The sequence below is a fragment of the Streptomyces sp. NPDC101194 genome, assembly GCF_044767885.1.
Classification (GTDB): Bacteria; Actinomycetota; Actinomycetes; order Streptomycetales; family Streptomycetaceae; genus Streptomyces.
On sequence record NZ_JBIWOS010000010.1, the window covers coordinates 49,162 to 71,646 of the forward strand.

The 22,485-nt window shown below is 70.4% G+C and carries 21 protein-coding genes; 8 read left to right on the forward strand and 13 right to left on the reverse strand.

Going from position 1 to position 22,485, the window contains the following annotated elements; all coding sequences use genetic code 11:
* Nucleotides 1-12: 12 nt before the first annotated feature.
* The 5 genes from ACIRP2_RS30275 to ACIRP2_RS30295 are packed head-to-tail and all read right to left on the reverse strand — an operon-like array spanning nucleotide 13 to nucleotide 5,928.
* Entirely contained in the window at nucleotides 13-2,184 is a 2,172-nt protein-coding gene (locus ACIRP2_RS30275) for a 3-hydroxyacyl-CoA dehydrogenase NAD-binding domain-containing protein (RefSeq protein WP_404255795.1), read from the reverse strand.
* Nucleotides 2,185-2,221: 37 nt separating this feature from the next.
* On the reverse strand, nucleotides 2,222-3,436 hold the full coding sequence (locus ACIRP2_RS30280; RefSeq protein WP_404255797.1) for an acetyl-CoA C-acetyltransferase: 1,215 nt from the start codon (nucleotides 3,434-3,436) through the stop codon (nucleotides 2,222-2,224).
* Nucleotides 3,437-3,471: 35 nt separating this feature from the next.
* Nucleotides 3,472-4,614 carry an acyl-CoA dehydrogenase family protein gene (locus ACIRP2_RS30285; RefSeq protein ID WP_404255799.1) on the reverse strand — a complete coding sequence of 381 codons (1,143 nt, stop codon included), beginning with the start codon at nucleotides 4,612-4,614 and terminating at the stop codon, nucleotides 3,472-3,474.
* A 16-nt stretch (nucleotides 4,615-4,630) separates the two neighbouring features.
* Nucleotides 4,631-4,786 (reverse strand): hypothetical protein, encoded by a 156-nt coding sequence (locus tag ACIRP2_RS30290; protein WP_404255801.1) that lies wholly within the window; start codon nucleotides 4,784-4,786, stop codon nucleotides 4,631-4,633.
* On the reverse strand, nucleotides 4,786-5,928 hold the full coding sequence (locus tag ACIRP2_RS30295; RefSeq protein WP_404255803.1) for a CaiB/BaiF CoA transferase family protein: 1,143 nt from the start codon (nucleotides 5,926-5,928) through the stop codon (nucleotides 4,786-4,788). Before ACIRP2_RS30295 ends, ACIRP2_RS30290 begins: the two co-directional genes overlap by 1 nt.
* Nucleotides 5,929-6,320: 392 nt before the next feature.
* Here ACIRP2_RS30295 and ACIRP2_RS30300 point away from each other — a divergent pair, with 392 nt between their 5' ends.
* Complete coding sequence (locus ACIRP2_RS30300) at nucleotides 6,321-7,511, forward strand: saccharopine dehydrogenase family protein (protein WP_404255805.1); 1,191 nt, start codon at nucleotides 6,321-6,323, stop codon at nucleotides 7,509-7,511.
* Nucleotides 7,512-7,562: 51 nt separating this feature from the next.
* On the opposite strand, the gene mmpA is transcribed toward ACIRP2_RS30300, so the two are convergent.
* Both mmpA and ACIRP2_RS30310 read right to left on the reverse strand, forming a co-directional pair.
* Nucleotides 7,563-7,706, reverse strand: coding sequence for a morphogenic membrane protein MmpA (mmpA, locus tag ACIRP2_RS30305; protein ID WP_351072703.1), 144 nt, complete (start codon nucleotides 7,704-7,706; stop codon nucleotides 7,563-7,565).
* A gap of 57 nt (nucleotides 7,707-7,763) precedes the next feature.
* The gene (locus tag ACIRP2_RS30310) at nucleotides 7,764-8,441 is read right to left on the reverse strand and encodes an endonuclease V (protein ID WP_404255807.1); all 678 of its coding nucleotides are present in this window, start codon (nucleotides 8,439-8,441) and stop codon (nucleotides 7,764-7,766) included.
* 149 nt (nucleotides 8,442-8,590) lie between these two features.
* Between ACIRP2_RS30310 and ACIRP2_RS30315 the strand changes: the two genes are divergently transcribed.
* On the forward strand, nucleotides 8,591-8,890 hold the full coding sequence (locus tag ACIRP2_RS30315) for a YciI family protein (RefSeq protein ID WP_404255809.1): 300 nt from the start codon (nucleotides 8,591-8,593) through the stop codon (nucleotides 8,888-8,890).
* 66 nt (nucleotides 8,891-8,956) lie between these two features.
* On the opposite strand, the gene ACIRP2_RS30320 is transcribed toward ACIRP2_RS30315, so the two are convergent.
* Nucleotides 8,957-10,072 (reverse strand): WD40/YVTN/BNR-like repeat-containing protein, encoded by a 1,116-nt coding sequence (locus tag ACIRP2_RS30320; RefSeq protein WP_404255811.1) that lies wholly within the window; start codon nucleotides 10,070-10,072, stop codon nucleotides 8,957-8,959.
* Nucleotides 10,073-10,258: 186 nt separating this feature from the next.
* Between ACIRP2_RS30320 and ACIRP2_RS30325 the strand changes: the two genes are divergently transcribed.
* Nucleotides 10,259-10,675 carry an SsgA family sporulation/cell division regulator gene (locus ACIRP2_RS30325; protein ID WP_404255813.1) on the forward strand — a complete coding sequence of 139 codons (417 nt, stop codon included), beginning with the start codon at nucleotides 10,259-10,261 and terminating at the stop codon, nucleotides 10,673-10,675.
* Between the two features lie 101 nt (nucleotides 10,676-10,776).
* On the opposite strand, the gene ACIRP2_RS30330 is transcribed toward ACIRP2_RS30325, so the two are convergent.
* Nucleotides 10,777-11,250 (reverse strand): ATP-binding protein, encoded by a 474-nt coding sequence (locus ACIRP2_RS30330; RefSeq protein WP_404255815.1) that lies wholly within the window; start codon nucleotides 11,248-11,250, stop codon nucleotides 10,777-10,779.
* A 152-nt stretch (nucleotides 11,251-11,402) separates the two neighbouring features.
* Between ACIRP2_RS30330 and ACIRP2_RS30335 the strand changes: the two genes are divergently transcribed.
* From ACIRP2_RS30335 to ACIRP2_RS30350, 4 genes are all read left to right on the forward strand, one after another.
* Nucleotides 11,403-12,254 (forward strand): helix-turn-helix domain-containing protein, encoded by an 852-nt coding sequence (locus tag ACIRP2_RS30335; RefSeq protein ID WP_404255817.1) that lies wholly within the window; start codon nucleotides 11,403-11,405, stop codon nucleotides 12,252-12,254.
* Between the two features lie 11 nt (nucleotides 12,255-12,265).
* Entirely contained in the window at nucleotides 12,266-12,457 is a 192-nt protein-coding gene (locus tag ACIRP2_RS30340; RefSeq protein ID WP_404255819.1) for a hypothetical protein, read from the forward strand.
* 165 nt (nucleotides 12,458-12,622) lie between these two features.
* On the forward strand, nucleotides 12,623-14,914 hold the full coding sequence (locus ACIRP2_RS30345; protein ID WP_404255821.1) for an ATP-binding cassette domain-containing protein: 2,292 nt from the start codon (nucleotides 12,623-12,625) through the stop codon (nucleotides 14,912-14,914).
* Nucleotides 14,915-15,154: 240 nt separating this feature from the next.
* A complete protein-coding gene (locus ACIRP2_RS30350; RefSeq protein WP_404255823.1) occupies nucleotides 15,155-16,129 on the forward strand; it encodes an acyl-ACP desaturase in 975 nt (324 codons plus the stop codon).
* A gap of 85 nt (nucleotides 16,130-16,214) precedes the next feature.
* On the opposite strand, the gene ACIRP2_RS30355 is transcribed toward ACIRP2_RS30350, so the two are convergent.
* The 3 genes from ACIRP2_RS30355 to ACIRP2_RS30365 form a co-directional block, all read right to left on the reverse strand.
* On the reverse strand, nucleotides 16,215-16,715 hold the full coding sequence (locus ACIRP2_RS30355; protein ID WP_404255825.1) for a tetratricopeptide repeat protein: 501 nt from the start codon (nucleotides 16,713-16,715) through the stop codon (nucleotides 16,215-16,217).
* Between the two features lie 114 nt (nucleotides 16,716-16,829).
* Complete coding sequence (locus tag ACIRP2_RS30360) at nucleotides 16,830-17,084, reverse strand: WhiB family transcriptional regulator (protein ID WP_351072723.1); 255 nt, start codon at nucleotides 17,082-17,084, stop codon at nucleotides 16,830-16,832.
* A gap of 73 nt (nucleotides 17,085-17,157) precedes the next feature.
* The gene (locus ACIRP2_RS30365) at nucleotides 17,158-17,958 is read right to left on the reverse strand and encodes a VOC family protein (RefSeq protein WP_404255828.1); all 801 of its coding nucleotides are present in this window, start codon (nucleotides 17,956-17,958) and stop codon (nucleotides 17,158-17,160) included.
* Nucleotides 17,959-18,573: 615 nt separating this feature from the next.
* Between ACIRP2_RS30365 and ACIRP2_RS30370 the strand changes: the two genes are divergently transcribed.
* On the forward strand, nucleotides 18,574-20,787 hold the full coding sequence (locus tag ACIRP2_RS30370) for a DEAD/DEAH box helicase (RefSeq protein ID WP_404255830.1): 2,214 nt from the start codon (nucleotides 18,574-18,576) through the stop codon (nucleotides 20,785-20,787).
* Nucleotides 20,788-21,295: 508 nt separating this feature from the next.
* On the opposite strand, the gene ACIRP2_RS30375 is transcribed toward ACIRP2_RS30370, so the two are convergent.
* Nucleotides 21,296-22,438: a multicopper oxidase domain-containing protein gene (locus tag ACIRP2_RS30375; RefSeq protein WP_404255832.1), complete on the reverse strand. Its 1,143-nt coding sequence runs from the start codon at nucleotides 22,436-22,438 to the stop codon at nucleotides 21,296-21,298.
* Nucleotides 22,439-22,485 lie beyond the last annotated feature (47 nt).

The following is a 22,485-nucleotide window of genomic DNA, read 5'->3' on the forward strand; positions in this document are numbered from 1 at the left end:
GCGGAGCCGCGGTCAGTCGTGGAAGGTCTCGCCCTTCTCTGCCTTCTCCACCAGCAGCGCGGGCGGCAGGAAGCGGTCGCCGTACTTCTCGGCGAGTTCCCGGGCACGGGCCACGAAGCCGGGCAGGCCGCCCTTGTACCCGTTGATGTACTGGAGGACGCCGCCGGTCCACGGCGGGAAGCCGATGCCCATGATGGAGCCGATGTTGGCGTCGGCGACGGAGACGAGAACGTTCTCCTCCAGGCAGCGGACGCTGTCCAGCGCCTCGGAGAACAGCATCCGCTCCTTCATGTCGACGAAGGGGACGTCGGCGTCCGGGGTGGTGAAGTGTTCCCGCAGGCCGGGCCAGAGACGGGTGCGGGTGCCGGCTTCGTCGTACTCGTAGAAGCCCGCGCCGCCGCTGCGTCCCGGGCGGCCGAACTCGTCGACCATCCGGTCGATGACCGCGTCCGCCGGGTGTCCGGCCCAGCTGCCGCCGGCCTCCTCGACGGCCCGCCTGGTCTCGTTGCGGATCTTGCGGGGGAGGGTGAGGGTCAGCTCGTCCATCAGGGAGAGCACCTTGGCCGGGTAGCCGGACTGCGCCGCGGCCTGCTCGACCGAAGCGGGCTCGACGCCCTCGCCGACCATGGCGACGCCCTCGTTGATGAACTGGCCGATGACCCGCGAGGTGAAGAAGCCGCGGGAGTCGTTGACGACGATCGGCGTCTTCTTGATCCGGCGGACCAGGTCGAAGGCGCGGGCCAGTGCCTCCTCGCCGGTCTTCTCGCCCTTGATGATCTCGACCAGCGGCATCTTGTCCACGGGCGAGAAGAAGTGCAGCCCGATGAAGTCGGCGGGGCGCGCGACGCCCTCGGCGAGGACGGTGATGGGCAGGGTCGAGGTGTTGGAGCAGAGCAGGGCGTCCGGCTCGACGATGTCCTGGATCTCCTGGAACACCTTGTGCTTGAGCGCGGTGTCCTCGAAGACGGCCTCGATGACGGCGTCGCAGCCCGCCAGGTCGGCCGGGTCACCGGTCGGGGTGATGCGGGCCAGCAGCGCGTCACGCTCGGCCTCGGTGGTACGGCCCCGGGAGAGAGCCTTGTCCAGGAGCTTCTCGCTGTACGCCTTGCCCTTGGCGGCGGCCTCCGCGGAGATGTCCTTCAGGACGACGTCGATGCCCGCACGGGCGCAGGAGTAGGCGATACCCGCGCCCATCATCCCGGCGCCGAGGACGGCGACCTTGCGGACCCGCCGCTCCTCGATGCCCTTGGGGCGGCCGGCGCCGGAGTTGACGGCCTGGAGGTCGAAGAAGAACGCCTGGATCATGTTCTTCGCGACCTGGCCGGTGACCAGTTCGGTGAAGTAGCGGGCCTCGATGGTCAGCGCGGTCTCGAAGTCGACCTGCGAGCCCTCGACGGCGGCGGCCAGGATGTTGCGCGGCGCGGGCATCGGGGCGCCCGCGATCTGCTTCTTCAGATTGGCCGGAAAGGCGGGCAGATTCGCGGCGAACTTCGGGTGGGACGGGGTGCCGCCGGGGATCTTGTACCCCTTGACGTCCCAGGGCTGCCGGGACTCGGGGTTCGCGTCGATGAAGGCGCGGGCCTTTTCGAGCATCTCCTCGCGGGTGGCGGCGACCTCGTGGACGAGGCCGTTCTCCAGGGCGCGCCGCGGGGTGTACTGGGTGCCCTGGAGGAGGACCTTCAGCAGGGCGTCGGCGATGCCCATGAGGCGTACGGTGCGGGTGACGCCGCCGCCCGCGGGCAGCAGGCCGAGGGTGACCTCGGGCAGGCCGATCCGGGAGCCGGGGGCGTCGAGGGCGACGCGGTGGTGGGAGGCGAGCGCGATCTCGTAACCGCCGCCGAGCGCCGCGCCGTTGATGGCGGCGACGACGGGGATGCCGAGGGTCTCGATGCGGCGCAGCGAGTTCTTGATGGCGGTGCCGGTGTCGAAGGCCAGCTGGGCGTTCTCCGGACCGATCCTGATCATGTCCTTGAGGTCGCCGCCCGCGAAGAAGGTCTTCTTGGCGGAGGTGTAGATGATGCCGCGGATGGAGTCCTTCTCGGCCTCGGCGCGGTCGGCGACGGCCGCGATGGAGTCCTTGAAGGCCTGGTTCATCGTGTTGGCGGACTGGTCGGGGTCGTCGAGTACGAGGGTGACGACGCCGGTCTCGTCCTGTTCCCAGCGGATGGTCGTGCTCTCGGTCATTGCTGTTCTTCTCCGTAAGAGAGGGGCCGGGGGACGGTCAGAGACGCTCGACGACGGTGGCGACGCCCATGCCGCCGCCGACGCAGAGGGTGACGAGGCCGTAGCGCCGGTCGCGCCGTTCCAGTTCGTCGATGAGGGTGCCGAGGATCATCGCGCCGGTGGCGCCGAGCGGGTGGCCGAGCGCGATCGCGCCGCCGTTGACATTGATCTTGTCGAGGGAGAGCCCCATCTCCCTGGCGAAGCGGAGCACGACCCCGGCGAACGCCTCGTTGATCTCGACGAGGTCGATGTCGTCGATGGTGAGTCCGGCCTTGGCGAGAGCCTTGCGCGTGGCGGGCGCGGGGCCGGTGAGCATGATGGTGGGCTCGGAGCCGGAGACGGCGGCGGAGACGATCCGGGCGCGCGGCGTGAGTCCGTACCGCTCGCCGACCTCCTGGTTGCCGATCGCGACGAGCGCGGCGCCGTCGACGATGCCGGAGGAGTTGCCCGCGTGGTGGACGTGGTCGATCTTCTCGACCCAGTGGTACTTCTGCAGGGCCACCGCGTCGAAGCCGCCCATCTCACCGATCGTCGCGAAGGAGGGCTTGAGCGCGGCGAGCGTGTCGGCGGTCGTGCCGGGCCGCATGTGCTCGTCGTGGTCGAGGACGACGAGGCCGTTGCGGTCCTTGACGGGGACGACGGAGCGCGCGAAACGGCCGTCCTTCCATGCCTCGGCGGCGCGTTCCTGGGAGCGCGCGGCGAACTCGTCCACGTCGCGGCGGGTGAAGCCCTCGATGGTGGCGATGAGGTCGGCGCCGACACCCTGCGGCGCGAAGCCGGTGTCGAAGTTGGTCATCGGGTCCATCGCCCAGGCGCCGCCGTCGGATCCCATCGGGACGCGGGACATCGACTCGACACCTCCTGCGAGGACGAGGTCCTCCCAGCCCGAACGGACCTTGGCCGCCGCCAGGTTGACGGCCTCCAGGCCCGAGGCGCAGAAGCGGTTCTCCTGCACGCCCGCGACGGTGTCCGGGAGGCCCGCCGCGATGGCGGCGATCCGGGCGATGTCGGAGCCCTGGTCACCGAGCGGACTGACCACGCCGAGCACGATGTCGTCGATGGCCGCCGGGTCCAGGCCGGGGAAGCGGCCGCGGATCTCGTGGATGAGGCCGACGACGAGGTCGATCGGCTTGGTGCCGTGCAGGGCGCCATTGGCCTTGCCACGGCCGCGCGGGGTGCGGATCGCGTCGTAGACGAACGCTTCGGTACTCAAGTCAGCAGCCTTTCGGGGGTGGTTGTGCGAGGAGGTCAGGCGAGCAGCGAGCGCCCGATGATCTCCTTCATGATCTCGGTCGTGCCGCCGTAGATGGTCTGGATACGGCCGTCGGTGAATGCCTTCGCAACCGGATACTCCGTCATGTACCCGTATCCGCCGTGGAGTTGGAGGCAGCGGTCGGCGACGCGTTTCTGCAGTTCGGTGGCCCACCACTTGGCCATCGAGGCATGGACGGCGTCGAGCCCGCCGTCGGAGTGCTCGACGATGCAGCGGTCGATGAAGGTGCGGGTGACCGTGCACTCGGTGGCGATCTCGGCGATCTCGAACCGGATGTGCTGAAGCTTGGACAGCGGCCGCCCGAAGGCCTCGCGCTCCTTCACGTACCGCGTGGTGATCTCCAGCAGGTGTTCGGCGGCGGCGATTCCGGCGACGGCTATGCCCATCCGTTCCTGCGCCAGATTGGTCATCAGATGGATGAAGGCACCGTCCCGCTCGCCGAGCAGATTCTCCTTGGGGACGCGGACGTCATGGAAGAACAGTTCGGCGGTGTCCTGGGACCTCTGGCCGATCTTGTCGAGGTTGCGGCCCCGCTCGAAGCCCTCCGCGCCGCGTTCGACGACGATCAGCGACAAGCCCTTCGCACCGCCCTCGGGAGTGGTCCTGGCGACCACGACCACCAGGTCGGCGAGGATGCCGTTGGAGATGAACGTCTTGGAACCGTTGAGCAACCAGTGGTCGCCCTTGTCCTCCGCGGTGGTGCGGATGGCCTGGAGGTCGGAGCCCGCGCCGGGCTCGGTCATGGCGATGGCGGTGATGGTCTCGCCGCTGCAGAAGCCGGGCAGCCAGCGCCGCTTCTGCTCCTCGGTACCGAGACCGGTGAGGTAGGGGCCGATGATGTCGTTGTGCAGCCCGAGCGCGAGTCCGGGGGCACCGGCACGGGTGAACTCCTCGGCGAGGACGGCGCTGTAGCGGTAGTCGGTGGTGCCGCCGCCCCCGTACTCCTCGGGAACGGCGAGGCCGAGCAGTCCCTGCCGGCCGGCCGCGAGCCACGCCTCGCGCGAGACGATGCCGTCCTTCTCCCACTGCTCGTAGTGCGGGAGGACCTCCTTGGTGAGGAAGGTGCGGACGGTCCCGCGGAACGCTTCGTGCTCTTCGGTGAAGATCTGCCGCTGCACTGCGGGCCTCCTGGAGTCAGTTCCTGACATCGGGTCCCGCGCCCGTCCGGGCGACGAGGGCGGGGATGCGGGAGTACGGGACACGGACGGCCGCACCGGTCGCACCCGTCGCGCCCCGGTCACGGGCTTCGCGCGGGCCTCCGGCAGGGTTGGACGGCGCAGTGGTTGCCATCAGCCGGTGGTGTCCTTCCGGGGCTCCGCGATGCCGGGCACGTCCCAGTCGGCCGCGACCGTCCCGGCGTCCGCGCCGGGCCGCGAGGGCCCGCTGCGCACGGAGACGGGGGTGACGGAGAAGCGGGGCGCGGGGGCGGGCTGGATGAGCCCGTCGTGCTCGACGAAGGTGGCACGGGCCGCGACATGCGGATGACCAGGCGCTTCACGGAGCGAGAGGACGGGGGCGACACAGGCGTCCGTGCCCTCGAACACCTCGGTCCACTCGGCACGCGTACGGGTCCTGAAGCGGTCGGCGACGAGCGTGCGCAGTTCCTCCCAGCGGGCGATGTCCCCCCGGTCCGGGGCCTCGTCCTCGATCCCGAGGAGCCTGCTGAACTCCTCGTAGAACCGCTGCTCCAGCGGGCCGACCGCCATGTACTGCCCGTCGGCGGTCTCGTAGGTGCCGTAGAACGGGCAGCCGCCGTCCAGGAGATTGGAGCCGCGCCGGTCCTGCCAGCCCCCGGCCGCCAGCATCCCGTGGATCATCGTGGCGAGATGGGCGGCGCCGTCGACGATCGCCGCGTCCACGACCTGGCCCCGGCCGCCCAGGGTGCGGGCGTGCTGGAGGGCGGCCAGGACACCGACGACGAGATAGAGCGAACCGCCCGCGTAGTCGCCGACCAGATTGGCCGGGACGGTGGGCGGCTCCCCGGGCCTGCCGATCATGGAGAGGGTGCCGGTGAGGGCGATGTAGGCGATGTCGTGCCCGGCCCGTTCCGCCAGCGGTCCGTCCTGGCCCCAGCCGGTCATCCGCCCGTAGACGAGCTGTGGATTGCGGGCCAGTGCGGCGTCCGGCCCGATGCCCAGGCGCTCGGCGACGCCCGGTCGGTAACCCTCGATCAGGATGTCGGCGCGCTCGACCAGATCGAGCACTGCGGCCGGGCCGTCCGCGGCCTTGAGGTCGACGAGCACGGAGCGTTTGTTGCGGTTGGTGAGGTCGTACCGGGGGTCGATGCCGAGCCCGGGACCGCCGGGCCGGTCGACCCTGACGACGTCGGCGCCGAGGTCGGCCAGGAGCATCGCGGCGAACGGGCCGGGTCCGATGCCTGCCAGCTCGACCACGCGCACGCCTGCGAGCGGGCCGTGCTCTGTCGTTGCCATCTAGCCCCCAGCGGTATGACACAACTGATGTAACAGCGATGATGCTAAGAACGCCTCGCGCTCCGCACAACCCCTTTGGCCGAGCAAGCGCTTAGACCGACCGGCGGACGGGGTGGGAGAGGGAGCCACCGGCACTCGTGGTCGCAGGGCACAGCGGGAAGGCGCCGCGGAGCGTTGCCGGCCGACGACGGGCCCGGAGCTCCGGCGGTCAGTGGCCCTTCGTGCCTGGGGAGAGTGCGTGATCGGCACCGCTGCACCGCCTCCCTGTGCCGGTCGGTCCTGGTTCCTTCTCCGGGATCCTCCCCCACCATCGCCGCCCGGCGGCACACCGCCACGAGCGCCTCCGCTAGCCTCTGGCTGCCACACCGGCGCCGGGCCCTGCGGAGGCACTCATGAACAGGCAGAGCGGGGCACAACGCCCCTATGACGTTGTCCTCTTCGGTGCCACCGGCTTCGTCGGCGCCCTCACCGCCGAATATCTCGCCGCCCACGCGCCCGCAGGCTGCCGCTGGGCCGTGGCCGGACGCGACCGGGCCAAGCTGGAACGGCTGCGCGAACGCCTCACCGCCGTCGACCCGCGTTGCGCGGACCTCCCGCTGCTGCACGCCGACGTGGACGACGAGCACTCACTGCGCGAACTGGTCGAATCCACCCATGTGGTGGCCACGACCGTGGGCCCCTACGTCTGGTACGGCGAGGGGCTGGTCGCGGCCTGCGCCGAGGCCGGGACGGACTACGCGGACCTCGCCGGCGAGGCGGAGTTCGTGGACCTGATGTATCTGCGGCACGACGCGCGGGCCCGCGAGACCGGGGCCCGGATCGTGCACGCCTGCGGATTCGACTCGGTGCCGCACGACCTCGGCGTGTACTTCACCGTCCGGCAACTCCCGCGGGACGTTCCGCTGACGATCGACGGATTCGTCCGCAGCAACGCCGTCTTCTCCGGCGGTACGTTCGCCTCCGCGCTCACGGCGATGGGCCGCGGTCCCCGCATGCTGCGCGCCGCGCGGGAGCGCGGATTGCACGAACCCCGCCTGGTCTCCCGCCGCGCCCGCGCCCCGCTCGGCACCCCGCACTTCAGTCCGGAGACCGGCACATGGGCGCTGCCGCTGCCGACACTGGACCCACGGGTCGTCAGGCGTTCGGCGCGGCTGCTCGCCCACTACGGCCCCGATTTCCGCTACCGCCACTTCGCCTCCGTCAGGCATCTGCCCGTGGCGCTGGGCGGTACGGCCGCGCTCGCCGCTCTCCTGGGCGCGGCGCAGATTCCGGCGGCACGGTCCTGGCTGATGGACCGGTACCAGCCGGGACAGGGGCCGGACGCGGAACGCAGGCGGCGCAGTTGGTTCACCGTGCGCTTCGTCGGCGAAGGCGGCGGACGGCGGGTGTTCACCGAGGTGTCGGGCGGCGACCCCGGTTACGAGGAAACGGCGAAAATGCTCGCGGAGTCCGCTCTCTGCCTCGCCCTGGACGAGCTCCCGTCAACATCCGGGCAGGTCACGACAGCCGTCGCGATGGGTGACGCGCTGCTGGGGCGGCTTCGCGCGGCCGGACTGCGTTTCCGGGTCGCGGCGGCCCGCTGAGCGGGACGGGGCGGTCCGGGCGGCCGGAGGGCGCCGGTGCCCGGGGGCGGGTCAGAGCGCCCAGGCCACCAGCGTGCAGATCATCGACACCGCCCAGACCGCTCCCGCGAGCATGCCGAGAGTCATCCCGACCGCCACCCGGCGCTGGGCGAGGTAGACGGTTCCTGGTCGTGTGGACGTTCGATGTTCGGTCATGTGTACCAGTCTGCCCGTCGAGATCGGCGGGTGTTATCCGTACACATACTCAGATACTCAGGCGGTCGCTTCCCCGAGGGCCCGGCGGCAGAGCGCGTCGGCCCTCCGGGTGGTCTCCGGCTGGCGGAAGTCGCGGGCCAGACGCAGGGTGTGGGCACAGGCGTTGTCGAGGCCGGTCCGGTGCCCGACGGACACGAAGACCGGCTTGACGCCGTCCTGGGTGCGCAGCGCCCTGCCCACCTCCTCGTCGCCGTCGAGCAGCGGCGACCAGTCGCCCCGGCGGCTGCCCGGCTGCTCGTACGTGAAGGTGAACGGGTTCTTGGCGACGCCGATCACCGGGAGTCCGGTGAGCACCCCGAGATGGCTGGCGAGTCCGAGACGGCGCGGGTGCGCCTGCCCGTAGCCGTCGCAGATCACGAGTCCGGGATCGACGGGAAGCGATTCCAACGCCTTCAGCACGGTGGGGATCTCGCGGAAGGCGAGGAGCCCGGGGACGTACGGGAAGGTGATCCGGCCTGCCGCGGTGGCCTCGGCCACCACGTCGAGCGTCGCCGCGTCGAGCACGACCGCCGCCGCCACGACGACATCGTGCTCGTCGTCGTAGGCGACATCGACCCCGGTGACCCTGCCGGTGCCGGGCGGCGGGCCCGTCTCGTCGAGCACCACCCGGGGGCGCAGGGAGTCCTGGATCGCGCGGGCTTCGGCCTCGTCGGCGGGCATCTGGAGGGTTGCCATAGTGCTGTCGAGTCTACGGGCCGGCCGACACGGTTGTCCGGCCTCGATCCGGGGGACGGGCGGATCACGGGACGGACCGGCGATTCGGTGACGGGTCCGTCGGGAGCACGGCCGGGCCGGCCTCGCGCTCGTGCCGTAGCCTGACGATCATGTTCGTACTGGAGCTGACCTACACCGCACCTGTCGAGCGCGTCGACGCGCTGCTGCCGGACCACGTCGCCTGGCTGGACGCACAGTACGCGGAGGGGGTCTTCATCGCGTCGGGCCGCAAGAACCCGCGCGACGGCGGGGTGATCCTGGCGGTCGGGGGTGATCGCGCGCGGATCGAACGGATCGTGGCGCAGGACCCGTTCACCGCGCAGGGCGTGTGCGCCTATCGGATCACGGAGTTCATCGCGACGAAGACCTCGGACGAACTCGCCCCGTACCGCGAGCGGTTGCCCGGGTAGCGGATACCCGGGCCCCGCCCTCGCCGATCACCGAACAGGTCACTGCCGCGACCCGGCCGGCCCCGTTCAGCCGCCGGTGCCCCGGATCCCCCCGCGCGCCACTCGTCCCTTCTCGCCCGCGGCCCAGCAGCCGCCGTCCGGTGTGCAGTCGACCGTGTCGTACGACCCCGTGTCGACCGTGCGCCAGGTGCGACCACCGTCCGTGGTGAGGTCCGTGCCGGTCGGACCGACCGCCAGCGCTCCCGACCTGCTGTGCGGCAGCCAGGCGACGCCCGAGCGGTAGGCGGTCGGCGGATTGGCGGACGGCTGCCAGCCGTGACCGCCGTCGCCCGTCACCGCCGAGGCGTGCGGGGACGGCAGACCGGCCTGGTAGTCGCCGCCGACCGCGATGCCGTGGCGGCGGTCGCGGAAGGCCAGTCCGAAGACACCGCGCGCCGGATCACCGGCGGGGATCGTCGATTCGGCCGCGGTCCAGGTCGACCCGCGGTCGGCGGAGTGCAGCACCCGCGCGGTGGCGGCGCCCCCGGTCGCCAGCCAGACGTCCTTGGGCCCCGATGCGACCAGGCACTGACCACTGGCGGCGAACGACCCCTCACCGGCCTGGGCGTCCGGCATGCCCGCGCTGGGCAGCACCCGCCAGTTCCGGCCGCCGTCCTCGGTCGACAGGATGCGGTACTTGCCGTCGACCGGATCGCTCACCGCGAGTCCGTGCCTGCTGTCGAAGAAGGTGAGGCAGTCGTAGAAGGCGCGGGCGTCGGTGTTACGGAACGACTCCGTCCAGGTCGCTCCGCCGTCGTCCGTGCGGAACACCCTGGAGGCATCGCTCTCGCCGACGGCCAGCGCCACCGCGCGACGGGCGTCGAACGCCTCGATGTCGCGGAACTCCAGCGCCTCCTGGGAGGCTCCGGGCGGTGACACATCGCGCCAGTGGTGGCCGCCGTCGGTGGTACGCAGCACCGTCCCCTTGGAACCGGCGACCCAGGCGGTACGACGGCTCACGGCGGCGAGTCCGCGGAAGCGGGCGTCGGTCCCGGTCTCGGTGAGCTGCCAGGCCGTCGGGCCTCCCGGCCGGTGCCGCTCCCCCGGTGTCGCCGCGGCTGCCGGCGCGGCCAGTGCGGTGGCCAGCGCCGCCGCACTGAGCCCCCATGACATCAGTCGTCTCGTCTTTCCCTTGGCCCTCATGGCGCTGGAAGCTAGCCCACGAGCCGCGCGCCGTCCAGCGTGCGTCGGGCGGATTCGGGCACGCGACGGGTGCGACGGCATGCGGTGATACAACTCACGCCGCCCTCCGGTGCACGGATGAGGCGATTGCGTCGTCTCCATCAGTGCCGGGAACCGTTTCGTCCGGCCGAGAAAGGGGAGCAGGTCTTGTCCACCGTCATCGAGCAGTCCGTGCAGGCCCGCATGGTCGCATCCGCACCGCGGATGGAGACCCTTCCCGCCACTCTGCAGTACGACCGGAGGGATCCGTTCGCCGTACGCATGGCGTTCCCCGCGACGGCGACCCTGGAAGGCACCGAGGTGTCGTGGGAGTTCTCCCGCGAACTGCTCGCGGCCGGAGTGGACGCGGCCGCCGGCGTCGGGGACGTGCGCATCAGGCCGTTCGGATACGACCGCACCGTCCTGGAGTTCCATGCCCACGAGGGAATCGCGATGGTCCACGTCCGCACCGCGGAGCTGCGTCGTTTCCTCGAGCGGGCGCAGCAACTGGTGCCGGTCGGCGACGAGCACCGGTTCCTGGACCTCGACCGGAGTCTGACCCATCTGCTCGGCGGGTCCTGCTGACCGGGCGTCGGGCGGCGGGACGCCGTCGCCCGACGGGAGTTGCCGCGAGAGCACGGCCGAGGGGCGCGGGGACACACAGTGAGCAACGGCCTGCGACGCGGTCAGTGATGGAGTAAGGCCCAGGCCTTGCAGCCGCCGGACGGGGTCAGCGCCGGGGCCAGCCCCCAGTCCCCGCCGTGCGCGTCGACCGCGGCCGCCAGCAGCCACATGCTTTCGCTCCGGCGTTCGCGGCACGTCTCGGACCTCTCGGCCGAGCCGTGGGACGGATGCTGGTCGTAGAGGGTGACGCGCAACGCGTCGAACTGCCAGTGCACCCGTAGCAGCATCTCCCGGTCCGGGGTGAACCGGTAGGCGGCCGCGACCAGTTCGGAGGCGGCGAGGACGGCCGTTTCGCGGAGTTCCGCGAGCCCGTGCCGGGTGAGGAGCTCGCCGACGGCACTTCGTGCGAGACCGGCGCAGAAGGCGCCGCCCGGCAGCGCGAACGAATAGCTGAGGTTGTCCGCCGCCGGAGGATGGGGGCCGACCGGCGCGACGGCCGGGAGACAACGCAGTGCGCCCTTCATCAAGATGCTCACATTTCAGGTAATTGAATTAACGATCACACATAGGCATGGTCGCCCCGTGTGAGACTTGCGCTACCGACCGTAGCGCACACCGGAGCACAGTGCTACTACTTGTGCCGTTCCGGTCGTTTCGCTCAACCCACCCCCTCGGAAGGACATTTGCCGTGCCGCCCAGAAGCACCCCGACCGCCCGGCAGCAGCGTCTCGGGCACGAACTGCGCAAGCTGCGCGAGCAGTCGGGAATGTCGGTGCAGCAGGCCGCCGCCCTGCTGGGCGTCGACCGCACCCGCATCCCGAACATCGAATCCGGCCGCTTCGGCATCAGCGCCGAGCGGGTCCGTACTCTCGCCTTCAACTACGGCTGCCCGGACACCGGTCTGGTCGACCTGCTCGCCGAGATCGCCCAGGAGCGGGCCAGGGGGTGGTGGGAGGAGCATCGCGGACTACTGCTCCCCGGCCTGCTCGACATCGTCGAACTCGAACATCACGCAGTGGAGTTGACGACGTCGACCACCACGCACATCCCCGGTCTGCTGCAGACCGAGGAACACGCCCGAGCGGTGTTCGACATGGCCGATCCGCAACTGCCGGGACCCGACCTGACGGCCCGGCTCTCCCTGCGGCTGCGTCGCAAGGAGGTACTGAGGCGGGACCGGCCACCGCTGTACGAGGCGATCGTCCACGAGGCGGCGCTGCGCATGCAGTTCGGCGGGCCCAAGGTGGCCAGGGCGCAGCTGGACCACATCGCCGACCAGTCCGAGCGGGACCGGATCACGGTCCGGGTGATCCCGTTCGCCGCCGGCGGCTTCCCGGGCGCCGGGCAGTCGTTCACCTATGCGGGCGCCCCGGTACCCCAGCTCGACACCGTGCAGCTCGACTCCTCGCACGGCTCGATATTGCTGGACTCGGACATGCAACTGCGCCGGTACCGGGGCCTGTTGGAGCGTCTGCGTACGCTGGCGCTTCCCGTCGGGGAATCGCGCGACTTCATCCGATCCATAGCCCAGGAACTCTGAGGAGAGAGAACATGACCGACATCTGCTGGGACGAGGCCTTCTGCAGCGAAGGCGCCAATTGCTTCCGCTTCGGACTCGACGACCAGGGACGGGCGTACATCGGCACCACCACGGACACCGGAGCCTATGTCAGCGACTCCATGGAGGCGCTGCGGGCGCTGATCTCCGCGGTGAAGTCCGGCGCGGCGGACCATCTGCTCTGACCGTCCCGCCCCGCAGCACCCCGTCCCCGCACGCGTTCACTCCGAGTACGCCGACGACTCCGAGCGAGCCGCCCGCGGGGCCGATGCCTCCGGTCCTGGAGAAGATCCCACCCACCCGAAAAAACCGGACAGAAGTTGTCTGGTATCGACGTTAGCTTCGGGCGCATGGATCGGAAACAGGACCGGAGCATCGTCATCACCGGAGCACGCGCCAACAATCTGCGCAATGTCTCCCTCACCGTCCCCAAGGAGCGGATCACCGTCTTCACCGGAGTCTCCGGGTCGGGCAAGTCGTCGATCGTCTTCGACACGATCGCCGTGGAGTCGCAGCGACAACTGAACGAGACCTTCACCTGGTTCATCCGCAACAGGCTGCCGAAGTACGAGCGGCCCCATGCCGATTCCATCGACGACCTCTCCGTGGCGGTGGTCGTCGACCAGAAGCCGATCGGCGGCAACGCCCGCTCCACCGTCGGCACGATGACCGACATCTGGTCGGTGATCCGGGTGCTGTTCTCGCGGTACGGGACACCGAGCGCGGGCCAGGCCACCGCGTACTCCTTCAACGATCCCGCGGGAATGTGCCCGGAGTGCGACGGCGTGGGCCGCACGGTCCGCCTCGACATCGACCGGGCGATCGACCTCACGAAATCCCTCAACGAGGGCGCGCTGCTGCTGCCGGGGCTCTCGGTGGGCAGCTGGGAATGGCAGCTGTACGCGGGCTCGGGACGCTTCGACAACGACAAGCCGCTCGCCGAGTTCACCGAGGAGGAGCTCCGGCTCCTGCTCCACGGAGGAGGATTCACCGTACAGCTGCGACTGAAGTCGAAATCGGCCGACATGCGGTTCGAGGGGATCGCCGAGCGGTTCACCCGGCTCCATCTGAAGCGGGACACCGAGGCGCTCTCCGAGCGGCGGCGCGAGGCCGCCCTGCGTTTCACCACGGAGTCGGTGTGCGCCTCCTGCGGTGGCGCGCGGTTGAACGCGGCGGCACTCGCCACCCGTGTCGACGGGCTCACCGTGGCCGACTACGGACGTATGGAGGTGGCCGATCTGGTGGAGGTCCTGGCCCGGATCGACGATCCGGTGGCCGGTCCGATCGCCTCGGCGGCACGCGAACGGCTGGAGCGCCTGGTGGACATCGGCCTCGGCTATCTCAGCCTGGACCGGGAGACCACCACCCTGTCGGGCGGGGAGGGACAGCGGCTCAAGATGGTCCGGCACCTGGGGAGTTCACTGACCGGGCTGACGTTCGTCTTCGACGAGCCGAGCGTGGGCCTGCATCCGCGCGACGTCCGCAGGCTGAACGATCTCCTGGTACGGCTGCGCGACCGGGGCAACACGGTCGTCGTCGTCGAGCACGACCCGGACGTGATGGCCGTCGCGGACCACATCGTCGACATGGGGCCGGGAGCGGGCAGCGACGGCGGACACGTCGTGTTCGAAGGTCCGGTGAACCGGTTGCGCGAGGCGGACACCCTCACCGGCCGGTGCCTGCGCCGCAGGATGCCGCTGAAGGAGACCGTCCGCACCCCCACGGGGCGGCTGCCGGTGACGGGCGCCGCGCTGCACAACCTCAAAGGGGTGGACGTGGCGTTCCCCGAGGGTGTGCTGACAGTCGTGACGGGGGTCGCCGGATCCGGGAAGTCGACACTGGTCTCCCGGGTGTTCACGGCGGCGTACCCGGACGCGGTGGTGATCGACCAGGGCGCGATCACCGCGTCGTCCCGCTCCACCCCGGCCTCGTACCTCGGCGCGCTGGACTCCATCCGCAAGATCTTCGCCAGGGAGAACGGCGTCGATCCGGGTCTGTTCAGCTTCAACTCCTCCGGGGCGTGCGGGCATTGCGCGGGCCGCGGCATCATCTGCACGGATCTCGCCTTCATGGACCCGGTGACCACCACCTGCCAGGTGTGCGAGGGGCGGCGCTTCCACGACGACGTGCTGAAGCACCGGGTCGGTGGCGCGTCCATCGTCGATGTACTGGAGATGACGGCGGCGCGGGCGGCCGAACTCTTCGACGACCCTGCACTGCTGCGGAAGCTGCGCACGCTCGACGACGTCGGCCTGACCTATCTGACCCTGGGGCAACCGCTCAGCACGCTCTCCGGCGGTGAGCGCCAGCGCATCAAGCTCGCCACCCGGCTCCACCGCACGGGCAGTGTCTACGTCCTGGACGAGCCGACGACCGGACTGCACATGGCGGACACCGGCACGCTCGTCGAACTGCTGGACCGGCTGGTGGACACCGGCAACAGCGTGATCTGCGTGGAGCACAACCTCGATGTGCTCAAACGCGCGGACTGGGTGATCGACCTCGGCCCGGAGGGCGGCAGGAACGGCGGCGAGCTGGTCTTCGAGGGGACCCCGACGGCGCTGCTCGCCCATCGCACCTCGTTCACGGCCGAACACCTGCGCCGGGACCTGGGCCTGCAGCACCCGGGCAACGGCACATGAGAGCGCCTTCGCGGACCCACCCGCCCCGGCACGACCTCCTCCTGTCCGTGCATCCGAGGGAGATCCGGCACGCCCCAAAGTCAGCCGGAGTGACGGCGTCCGCCCCTCTCGACCTGCGTACATAACGTTACGTAAGCGGGCATCGCGGGGGCGGGCTTGGCGGTGGCCTTACTGCCGCTTTAACCTACGGTCTCGTAACCTACGTTCCCGTAGGTACTTCTCCCGTCCCCAGGAGTCCCCGTGACGATCACCGCTCCCCACCTCGGCAGCCCCCGGGCATGGACCGACGCCCAGCTGCTCCACGCCCTGGAAGAGGTGGTGGAGAAGGAGCTCAACCGGCATCTCAAGGTCGCCAAGGACTGGATGCCGCACGAGTACGTGCCGTTCTCCGACGGGCGGAACTTCCCGGGCGTCTTCGAGGACGGCGAGGCCTGGCGGGCCGACCAGTCCAAGGTCACCGACATCGGCAAGATCGCGCTGGTCGTGAATCTGCTGACCGAGGACAATCTCCCCAGTTACCACCACGAGATCGCCTCTCTCTTCGGCCGTGACGGTGCCTGGGGCACCTGGGTGCACCGCTGGACCGCGGAAGAGGGCCGGCACGGCATCGTGATGCGCGACTATCTGCTCACCTCGCGCGCCGTCGACCCGGACAAGCTGGAGCAGTTCCGGATGGCACATATGGCGGAGGGCTTCGAGTCCGACAACCGTCACTCGATGCTGCACTCCGTGGCGTACGTCGCCTTCCAGGAGCTGGCCACCCGCGTCTCTCACCGCAACACCGGCCACCAGTCGGGCGACCCGGTCTGCGACCGCATGCTGGCGCGGATCGCGACCGACGAGAACCTGCACATGGTCTTCTACCGCAACCTCCTCGGCGCGGCCTTCGAACTCGCCCCGGACCTGACCATGCAGGCCGTGCGTGACGTCGTCGTCAACTTCCGGATGCCCGGTCACGGCATGCCGGGCTTCGAGCGGGCCGCGGCACAGATGGCGATCGGCGAGATCTACAACATGCGCATCCACCACGACGACGTGATCCAGCCGGTGCTTCGCTACCTGAAGGTCCTCGACATCGACGGTCTGGGCCCCGAGGGGCTGCAGGCGCAGGAGGAGCTGGGCCTGTACATGGGCGGTCTCAACAGCGAGGCGTCGAAGTTCGACGAGAAGCTCGCCGCCCGCAAGGCACGGATGGCGGCGCGCGCCGGGGCCTGACGCCCCGTCCGGTGTTCCCGGGCCGCTGGACGGGCCACATGCCGGCCGTCCGTCCAGCGGCCGGGGCCGGGCGCCCGCGCCCGGCTCACATCGTGGCGTGCAGGTCCTGCGCGTAGTGCTCGATGGCGCGTCGGTACTGGCGCACGTGCGGGTCCTCGCTGGTGGCGGCGAGCAGTTCCAGCAACAGCCGGCTGGATTCGTGATGCTCGCCGGTGTTGAAGAGGGCCATGGCGAGGAAGGTCCGCAACGCCCCGTCGTCGGGGAACTCCTCGACACCGCCGCGCAGCACCTCGACGGCTCTCCGATGGTGTCCGAGCACCCGATGCGTACTCCCGAGACCGAGCAGCGCGCCCCGGCGGTCCTCCTCCGACAGCCCGGTCCCCTCCAGACAGCGCTCGTAGAACGGCACGGCCTCCGCTTCCAGACCGAGCACATCGTGGGCCCAGGCGGTCTGGTACGCCACTTCGGCATCCGCGGGGAAGGCGGCGCCGAGGGCGAGCAGTCGCTGTCGGGCTTCTTCGGCACGTCCTTCGGTGCGCAGGCGCACGGCCGACGCGAGCAGAGCGTCCCTTTCGTGATCGTTCATACGGGCATCCTCCCAGGCCGGCGCGGCCTGTCCGGCTGCGGGGGCCGACGGCGCGCACGCGTGGGTGCGGCCGGCTCCCCGGTCGCGGCGGACCGTCGCGCGATCGGGGCGGGTTCAGGCCCGGTCGCGACCCGTTCTGCGCAGCCGCTCCCGCTCCTTCTCGGAGAGGCCGCCCCATACGCCGAAGCGCTCGTCGTTGGCGAGGGCGTACTCCAGGCACGCCTCGCGCCCCTCGCAGGCGTTGCAGAGCTGCTTGGCCTCACGTGTGGAGCTGCCGGGAGCAGGAAAGAAGAACTCGGGCCCCGCCTGCGCGCACAGCGCCGTCTCCTGCCAGGCGAGCGCGGGGTCGGCCGCGGTGTTGATCAGCATGGGACCCACCGTGCCCGGTCGCGATAAACGACTGATCAACGCTTCATCAATGCGGCGCGCCGGTGGCTTCCGGTCAGTCTCCCGGCGTCGGCGCACTCCTGATCAGGGCGAATTCCGCACCGTCCGGATCGGCGACGTCGGCGAAGGTGCCCACGCCTTCCATCTCCAGCGGCTCCAGTGTCAGTTTGCCGCCCAGCCGCTCCACGTCCGCGACGGCGGCGTCGCAGTCGTCGACCTCGAAGTAGGGCAGCCAGTGCGGTCCGGCGACCGCTCGCGCCGCAACGGCGTTGAGCGGAACGAGGCCGCCGAAACGTGCCTCCTGCCCGCCGGCCCCGGTCCGGATCACCGTATAGGACCCGCCGCCTCCGGGGAACGGCGTCAGCCCGGTCTCCCATCCGAACACGGCGCCGTAGAACGCGGCGGCCGCCGGGACGTCCGGGGTGTACAGCTCGACCCAGCACAAGGAGCCCGCGACCGCCACGGCACCGAGGCCCGGATTCTCCTTCGGCTGCCAGACACCGAAGAACGCCCCTGCCCGGTCCTTGAAACCGGCGGTCCTGCCGAAGTCACGAACATCTCTCGGGGCGAACGGAACGCTGCCGCCGGCCCGCTCGACCGCCTGCGCCGTGGCATCGGCGTCCGGTGACCGGAAATACACCGCCCAGGACGGCTTCGCCTGCTCCTCGGTGACCTCCGTCGCACCGCCGACCGTCCTCCCGTCCAGCGTGAACATGCCGTAACCACCGGTCTCCGGGCCCCCGGCCCGGAACTCCCAGCCGAACAGACCGGTGTAGAACGCGATGGCCCCGTCGAGGTCGGGCGTGCCCAGATCGATCCAGTTGGGCGCTCCGGTGACAAAACGGGTGGTGAGCATGGCGAGCTCCTTCGATGAGGCCCGTTCTCGCGGTGCAGGCGCGTCGTTCCCGACGTTCCGAGTCTCGCACCGGGCACTGATCGCCGCAGCCCGCGCCAGCCGGGTGTGCCGTGTTGTCCTACGCCGCACAGTGGCCCGTCGGCCACTCGGCTCCTCGCCCCCAGCACCGGAAGCCCTGGGCGCGTCCGGGCGAGGGCGGACCCTCCTCCCTTCCCCCGCTCCCCTCGCTCAGCGAGCACACGATCGTCGAACCTGCCGCGCCGGAGGCCGAATCGGCGAAGGTCGGGTCCGAACTTCTACGCACTCGACGAAGGCGAGTCGGCGTACAGGGTGCGGACCCTGGCGTTCCCGGTGCTGACGGGTCCGGGTACGCGCGCTTCGCCCTCGCGGTCCGGGCCACTCCGTCCGCGATCACGGACGCGCGCACCGAGTGGTTCCTGTCGCAGGCCCGCTCCTGCGCGCGGGCCCTGGAGATCCTGCCGCTGTCCCCGACGGAACGCCGTCCTCCGGTGCCCTGGGCCGAAGGCGCTGTCGGCACCGCGTGGCACGATATGAATCGTCCGGGGCTGGTGCCGGGCGGGACGGCAGCCGGGCTGCGCGGACAGAGGAACGTACATGACAGAAGCCGCACCGACGGAGGCCGGGGCACCCACGGGAAAGGCCGCCCGGGAGCTGCTGGCGCAGGCCGAGCGTCTGCTGGACACGGCGCGCTCGGTGCGGGCCGATCACGCCCGCGCCGTCGAAGCCGTGCACACGGCGCTGGCTCCGCTGCTCGACTCCCTGATCCGTCGTGAGCTGTCGGCGATCCCCGTCTCCCGGCTCAAGGACGTCACCGAGGGCAGACTGCGCCTCGGCGCGGTCGAGCAGGCCGGCTTCACCAATGTCGGCCAGGTCCACGGGGCCAATCGCTACGAGCTCCGCCAGATCCCGGGAGTCGGCGCGCAGACCGCCGACCAGGCGCTGGCAGCAGCCGGGCAGATCGCCCACGCGGTACGGGACACGGTCGCAGTCCGGATAGACGTGGACACCCCGGACGACTCCACGACGGCCCTGGTCACCGCGTTGCACCGGCTGGTCGAGGCCGGCCCCGACGTCCGCCGGGCGGTGGACGCGGCGGTCCGGCTCATCGGGACTCTCGAACCGCTGCTGACCGCGGCGGGACCGGCTCGGGGACGGCTGCGCATGCTGTTCGCCCGGCGTCCGGCCCGCGCCGAGGCGCTGGCGGCCGTCGCCTCGGTACGGGCCGTCGTCGCCGAGGCTGCCGCACGCGAGCTTCTCCTGCTGTTCGGGCAGGTGTCCGTCGATCTGCTGCGGGAGACGGAGTCGGACGTCACGGCATGGGTCGACTTCGAACTGCGGTCCGCCGAGTACTACAGCCTGCTCGCCGAGCTGTCGGGCACCGGCCCGGACCGGGACGCGGCCGAGGGGTTCCTCCCGACCGGGATCGCGGACCGGGTGCGCGGCCTGCGGCTCGACGACGCCCACCTGCGCGTCTCCCTGCGCGGCTACCAGTCGTTCGGCGCACGGTTCGCGCTCGCGCAGAAGCGGGTGATTCTCGGCGACGAGATGGGGCTCGGCAAGACCGTCCAGGCCATTGCCGCGCTCGCACATCTCTCCGCACGGGGCGAGACCCACTTCCTGGTGGTCTGCCCGGCGAGCGTACTGATCAACTGGGCGCGCGAGGTCCGCGCCCGGTCCACCCTGCGCGCGCTGCCGGTGCACGGCCCCGAGCGGCAGGGCGCGTTCACCGAGTGGCGGGAGTCCGGCGGGGTCGCCCTCACCACGTTCGACGCGCTGCACACCCTTCCGGCCGCCCGGGACTGCGGAATAACACCCGGCATGCTCGTGGTCGACGAAGCCCACTATGTGAAGAACCCCGCCACCCGCCGGTCCCGGGCGGTGTCCGGCTGGACGCAACGCACCGAGCGCGTGCTGTTCCTGACGGGTACGCCGATGGAGAACCGTGTCGAGGAGTTCCGCAGCCTCGTCCGCCACCTCCAGCCCGAACTGGCGCCCTCGATCCACACCACCCATGGAGTCGCCGGTTCGCACGCGTTCCGCAAAGCCGTCGCCCCGGCCTATCTGCGGCGCAACCAGCAGGACGTGCTGACGGAACTCCCGGCGCTGGTACAGGTGGACGAGTGGGAGGAATTCAGCGAGGGCGATCTCGACGCCTACCGCGAGGCGGTGGGCGCCGGGCACTTCATGCGGATGCGCCGGGCCGCGTACGCCCGGCCCGACACGTCCGCCAAGCTGCACCGGCTGTGCGAACTCGTCGCGGAGGCCGCGGACAACGGCCTCAAGGTCGTCGTGTTCTCGTACTTCCGCGAGGTGCTCCTCACCATCGAACAGACCCTGGGAAAAAGCGTGTTCGGACCTCTCGCGGGGAGTCTCCCCGCTGCCCGGCGCCAGGAGATCATCGACGACTTCGCCGCCGTGGAGGGCCATGCCGTCCTGCTGAGCCAGATCCAGGCCGGCGGTGTCGGGCTGAACATGCAGGCCGCCTCGGTCGTCATCATCTGCGAACCGCAGATCAAGCCGACGATGGAGCACCAGGCGGTGGCCCGCGCCCATCGGATGGGACAGATACGGACCGTCCGGGTGCACCGGCTCCTCGCCGCCGACAGCGTCGACGAGCGGATGCTCGACATCCTGGCCCGCAAGGAGCGGCTGTTCGACCTGTACGCACGCCGCAGCACCGTCGCCGAGACGACGCCGGACGCCGTGGACGTGTCGGACGGGGCTCTCGCCCGGCGCATCGTCGAGGAGGAACAGTTGCGCCTGGCCACCGCGTCGGACGGAACGGTCGCGGCAACACCGGAGAACTGACCGGCCAGGAGTCGACGTCACCGGCCGCCGGTACCGAGTGGTGTCCGGAGAAGCGGAGGGAGGGGCCGAGCCCGGCTTTCGCCGACTCGGGCGCGCGAGGCCCGCCCGGCCACCGGGCAACTGCCGACCGGCCTTCACCCAAGGGCTGTCCCGTAATCCCTGGCGGGCGTGCGACGTCGGCTACGGCACCTCGCCGCGTTGTCGGAACGTCCACATACATCCAGTATGCGGACGCCCCTCCGCCTTGCGATGCACCGCATCCGACGCCGCGCGCTGATCCACCAGGGATTGCGGGACAGCCCTTAGCGATCATCTGCCGGGCAGGTCGAGCCTCCGGTCGGCTGGGACTCCGATCCGGACCGGGCCGGATCAGCGAGCGGGGGTGCCGCGCCCCGGCGCCGACGCGGCCGGCCGGCACGTCGCGGAGCGCGACCGATCCAGCCGCCCGGCGCCGGTGAACCCCCCGAACCCGGGGGCGTGTCGGTTGCCCTCGACGTCCGAGCCGGGACTACCGGGTCGCTCCGGGAGCGGCACCCCCGGAAGGGGTCTTCCCGGGGGCCGTTTCGCCCGAAACGGTCCCGTTCGTACCCGTCTCGTCCGTACCACTCATGTCCTTACCGGCCTTGTGCTCACCCGTCTTGTCCTTACCGGTCTTGTCCGGAGCGGTCTTGTCCGGAGCGGCGGTGTGGGTCGTCATGTCGTGCGGGTCGTACCCCGGCACGGTGCCGTCCGGCTTGGCGACCAGCAGCAATCCGGCCATGCCCATGTCGGAATGGCTCTGCACATGGCAGTGGTACATCCAGGCACCGGCGCCCACGTGTTCGCCCGCGATGACCTGGAAGCCGAAGGAGTCCGCCGGGCCCACGATCTTCGTGTCGACGACCCGGCTCGGATCGTCGGGGCCGGTGAGCAGTCCGGTCCGGTTGTCCGCCCAGCGATGGCCGTGGATGTGGAACGTGTGGTAGTACTCACCGTGGGTGATCATGACCACTTCGAGTCGGTCCCCCACCGTGGCCTCGAAGTTGGGGCTCTCATGGGCCGCCTTGTTGTTGATCGTCATGTCGTTGAAGACGATCGTGATCGTCTTGTCCGGCAGGATGTCTCCCTTGCGCCGGACGATCACCGGACCGTACAGGCCCTTCCGGATGCCGCCGGAGCCGTGGTCCGTGCCGACGACATGGTCGTGGTAGTGCCAGTAGCCCGCACTGCCCGGCTGCCAGGTGCCGTCCTTGCGTCGGCCCGGCGCATGGGTGCGCCAGGTGTAGGTGCGGGTGTCGCCCGGCTCGACGATGCTCCTGTTCAGCCGGGTGCCGTCGCTCGCGATGTCGTAGTCGACACCGTGTGCGTGAAGACTGGCCGGCACATCCATCGCGTTCTCGAACTCGATGTGCAGGGTGTCGCCCTCGTTGATCTCGATGAGGGGTCCGGGGACCGACGCCTTGCCCTTCTCCAGGCCGTACCCCATCCGGCCGTCCGTCAGCTTCTCCGCGTACAGCTTGAGATGGCGGACGACGCCGCCCGCCGGGGCGGTCTTCGGTGGAGGCTCTGCCGAAGATGCCTCGATCGCACCGAGAGACAACGATGTCAAGCCAGTCGCGGCCGCCACGCCACCGCCTACCAGCAATCGCCGATTGAAGCTCCTTCTGTCCATGTCGAACTCCCCACTGCACTAAGGAATTTACGGAGTCTTTGCGAACG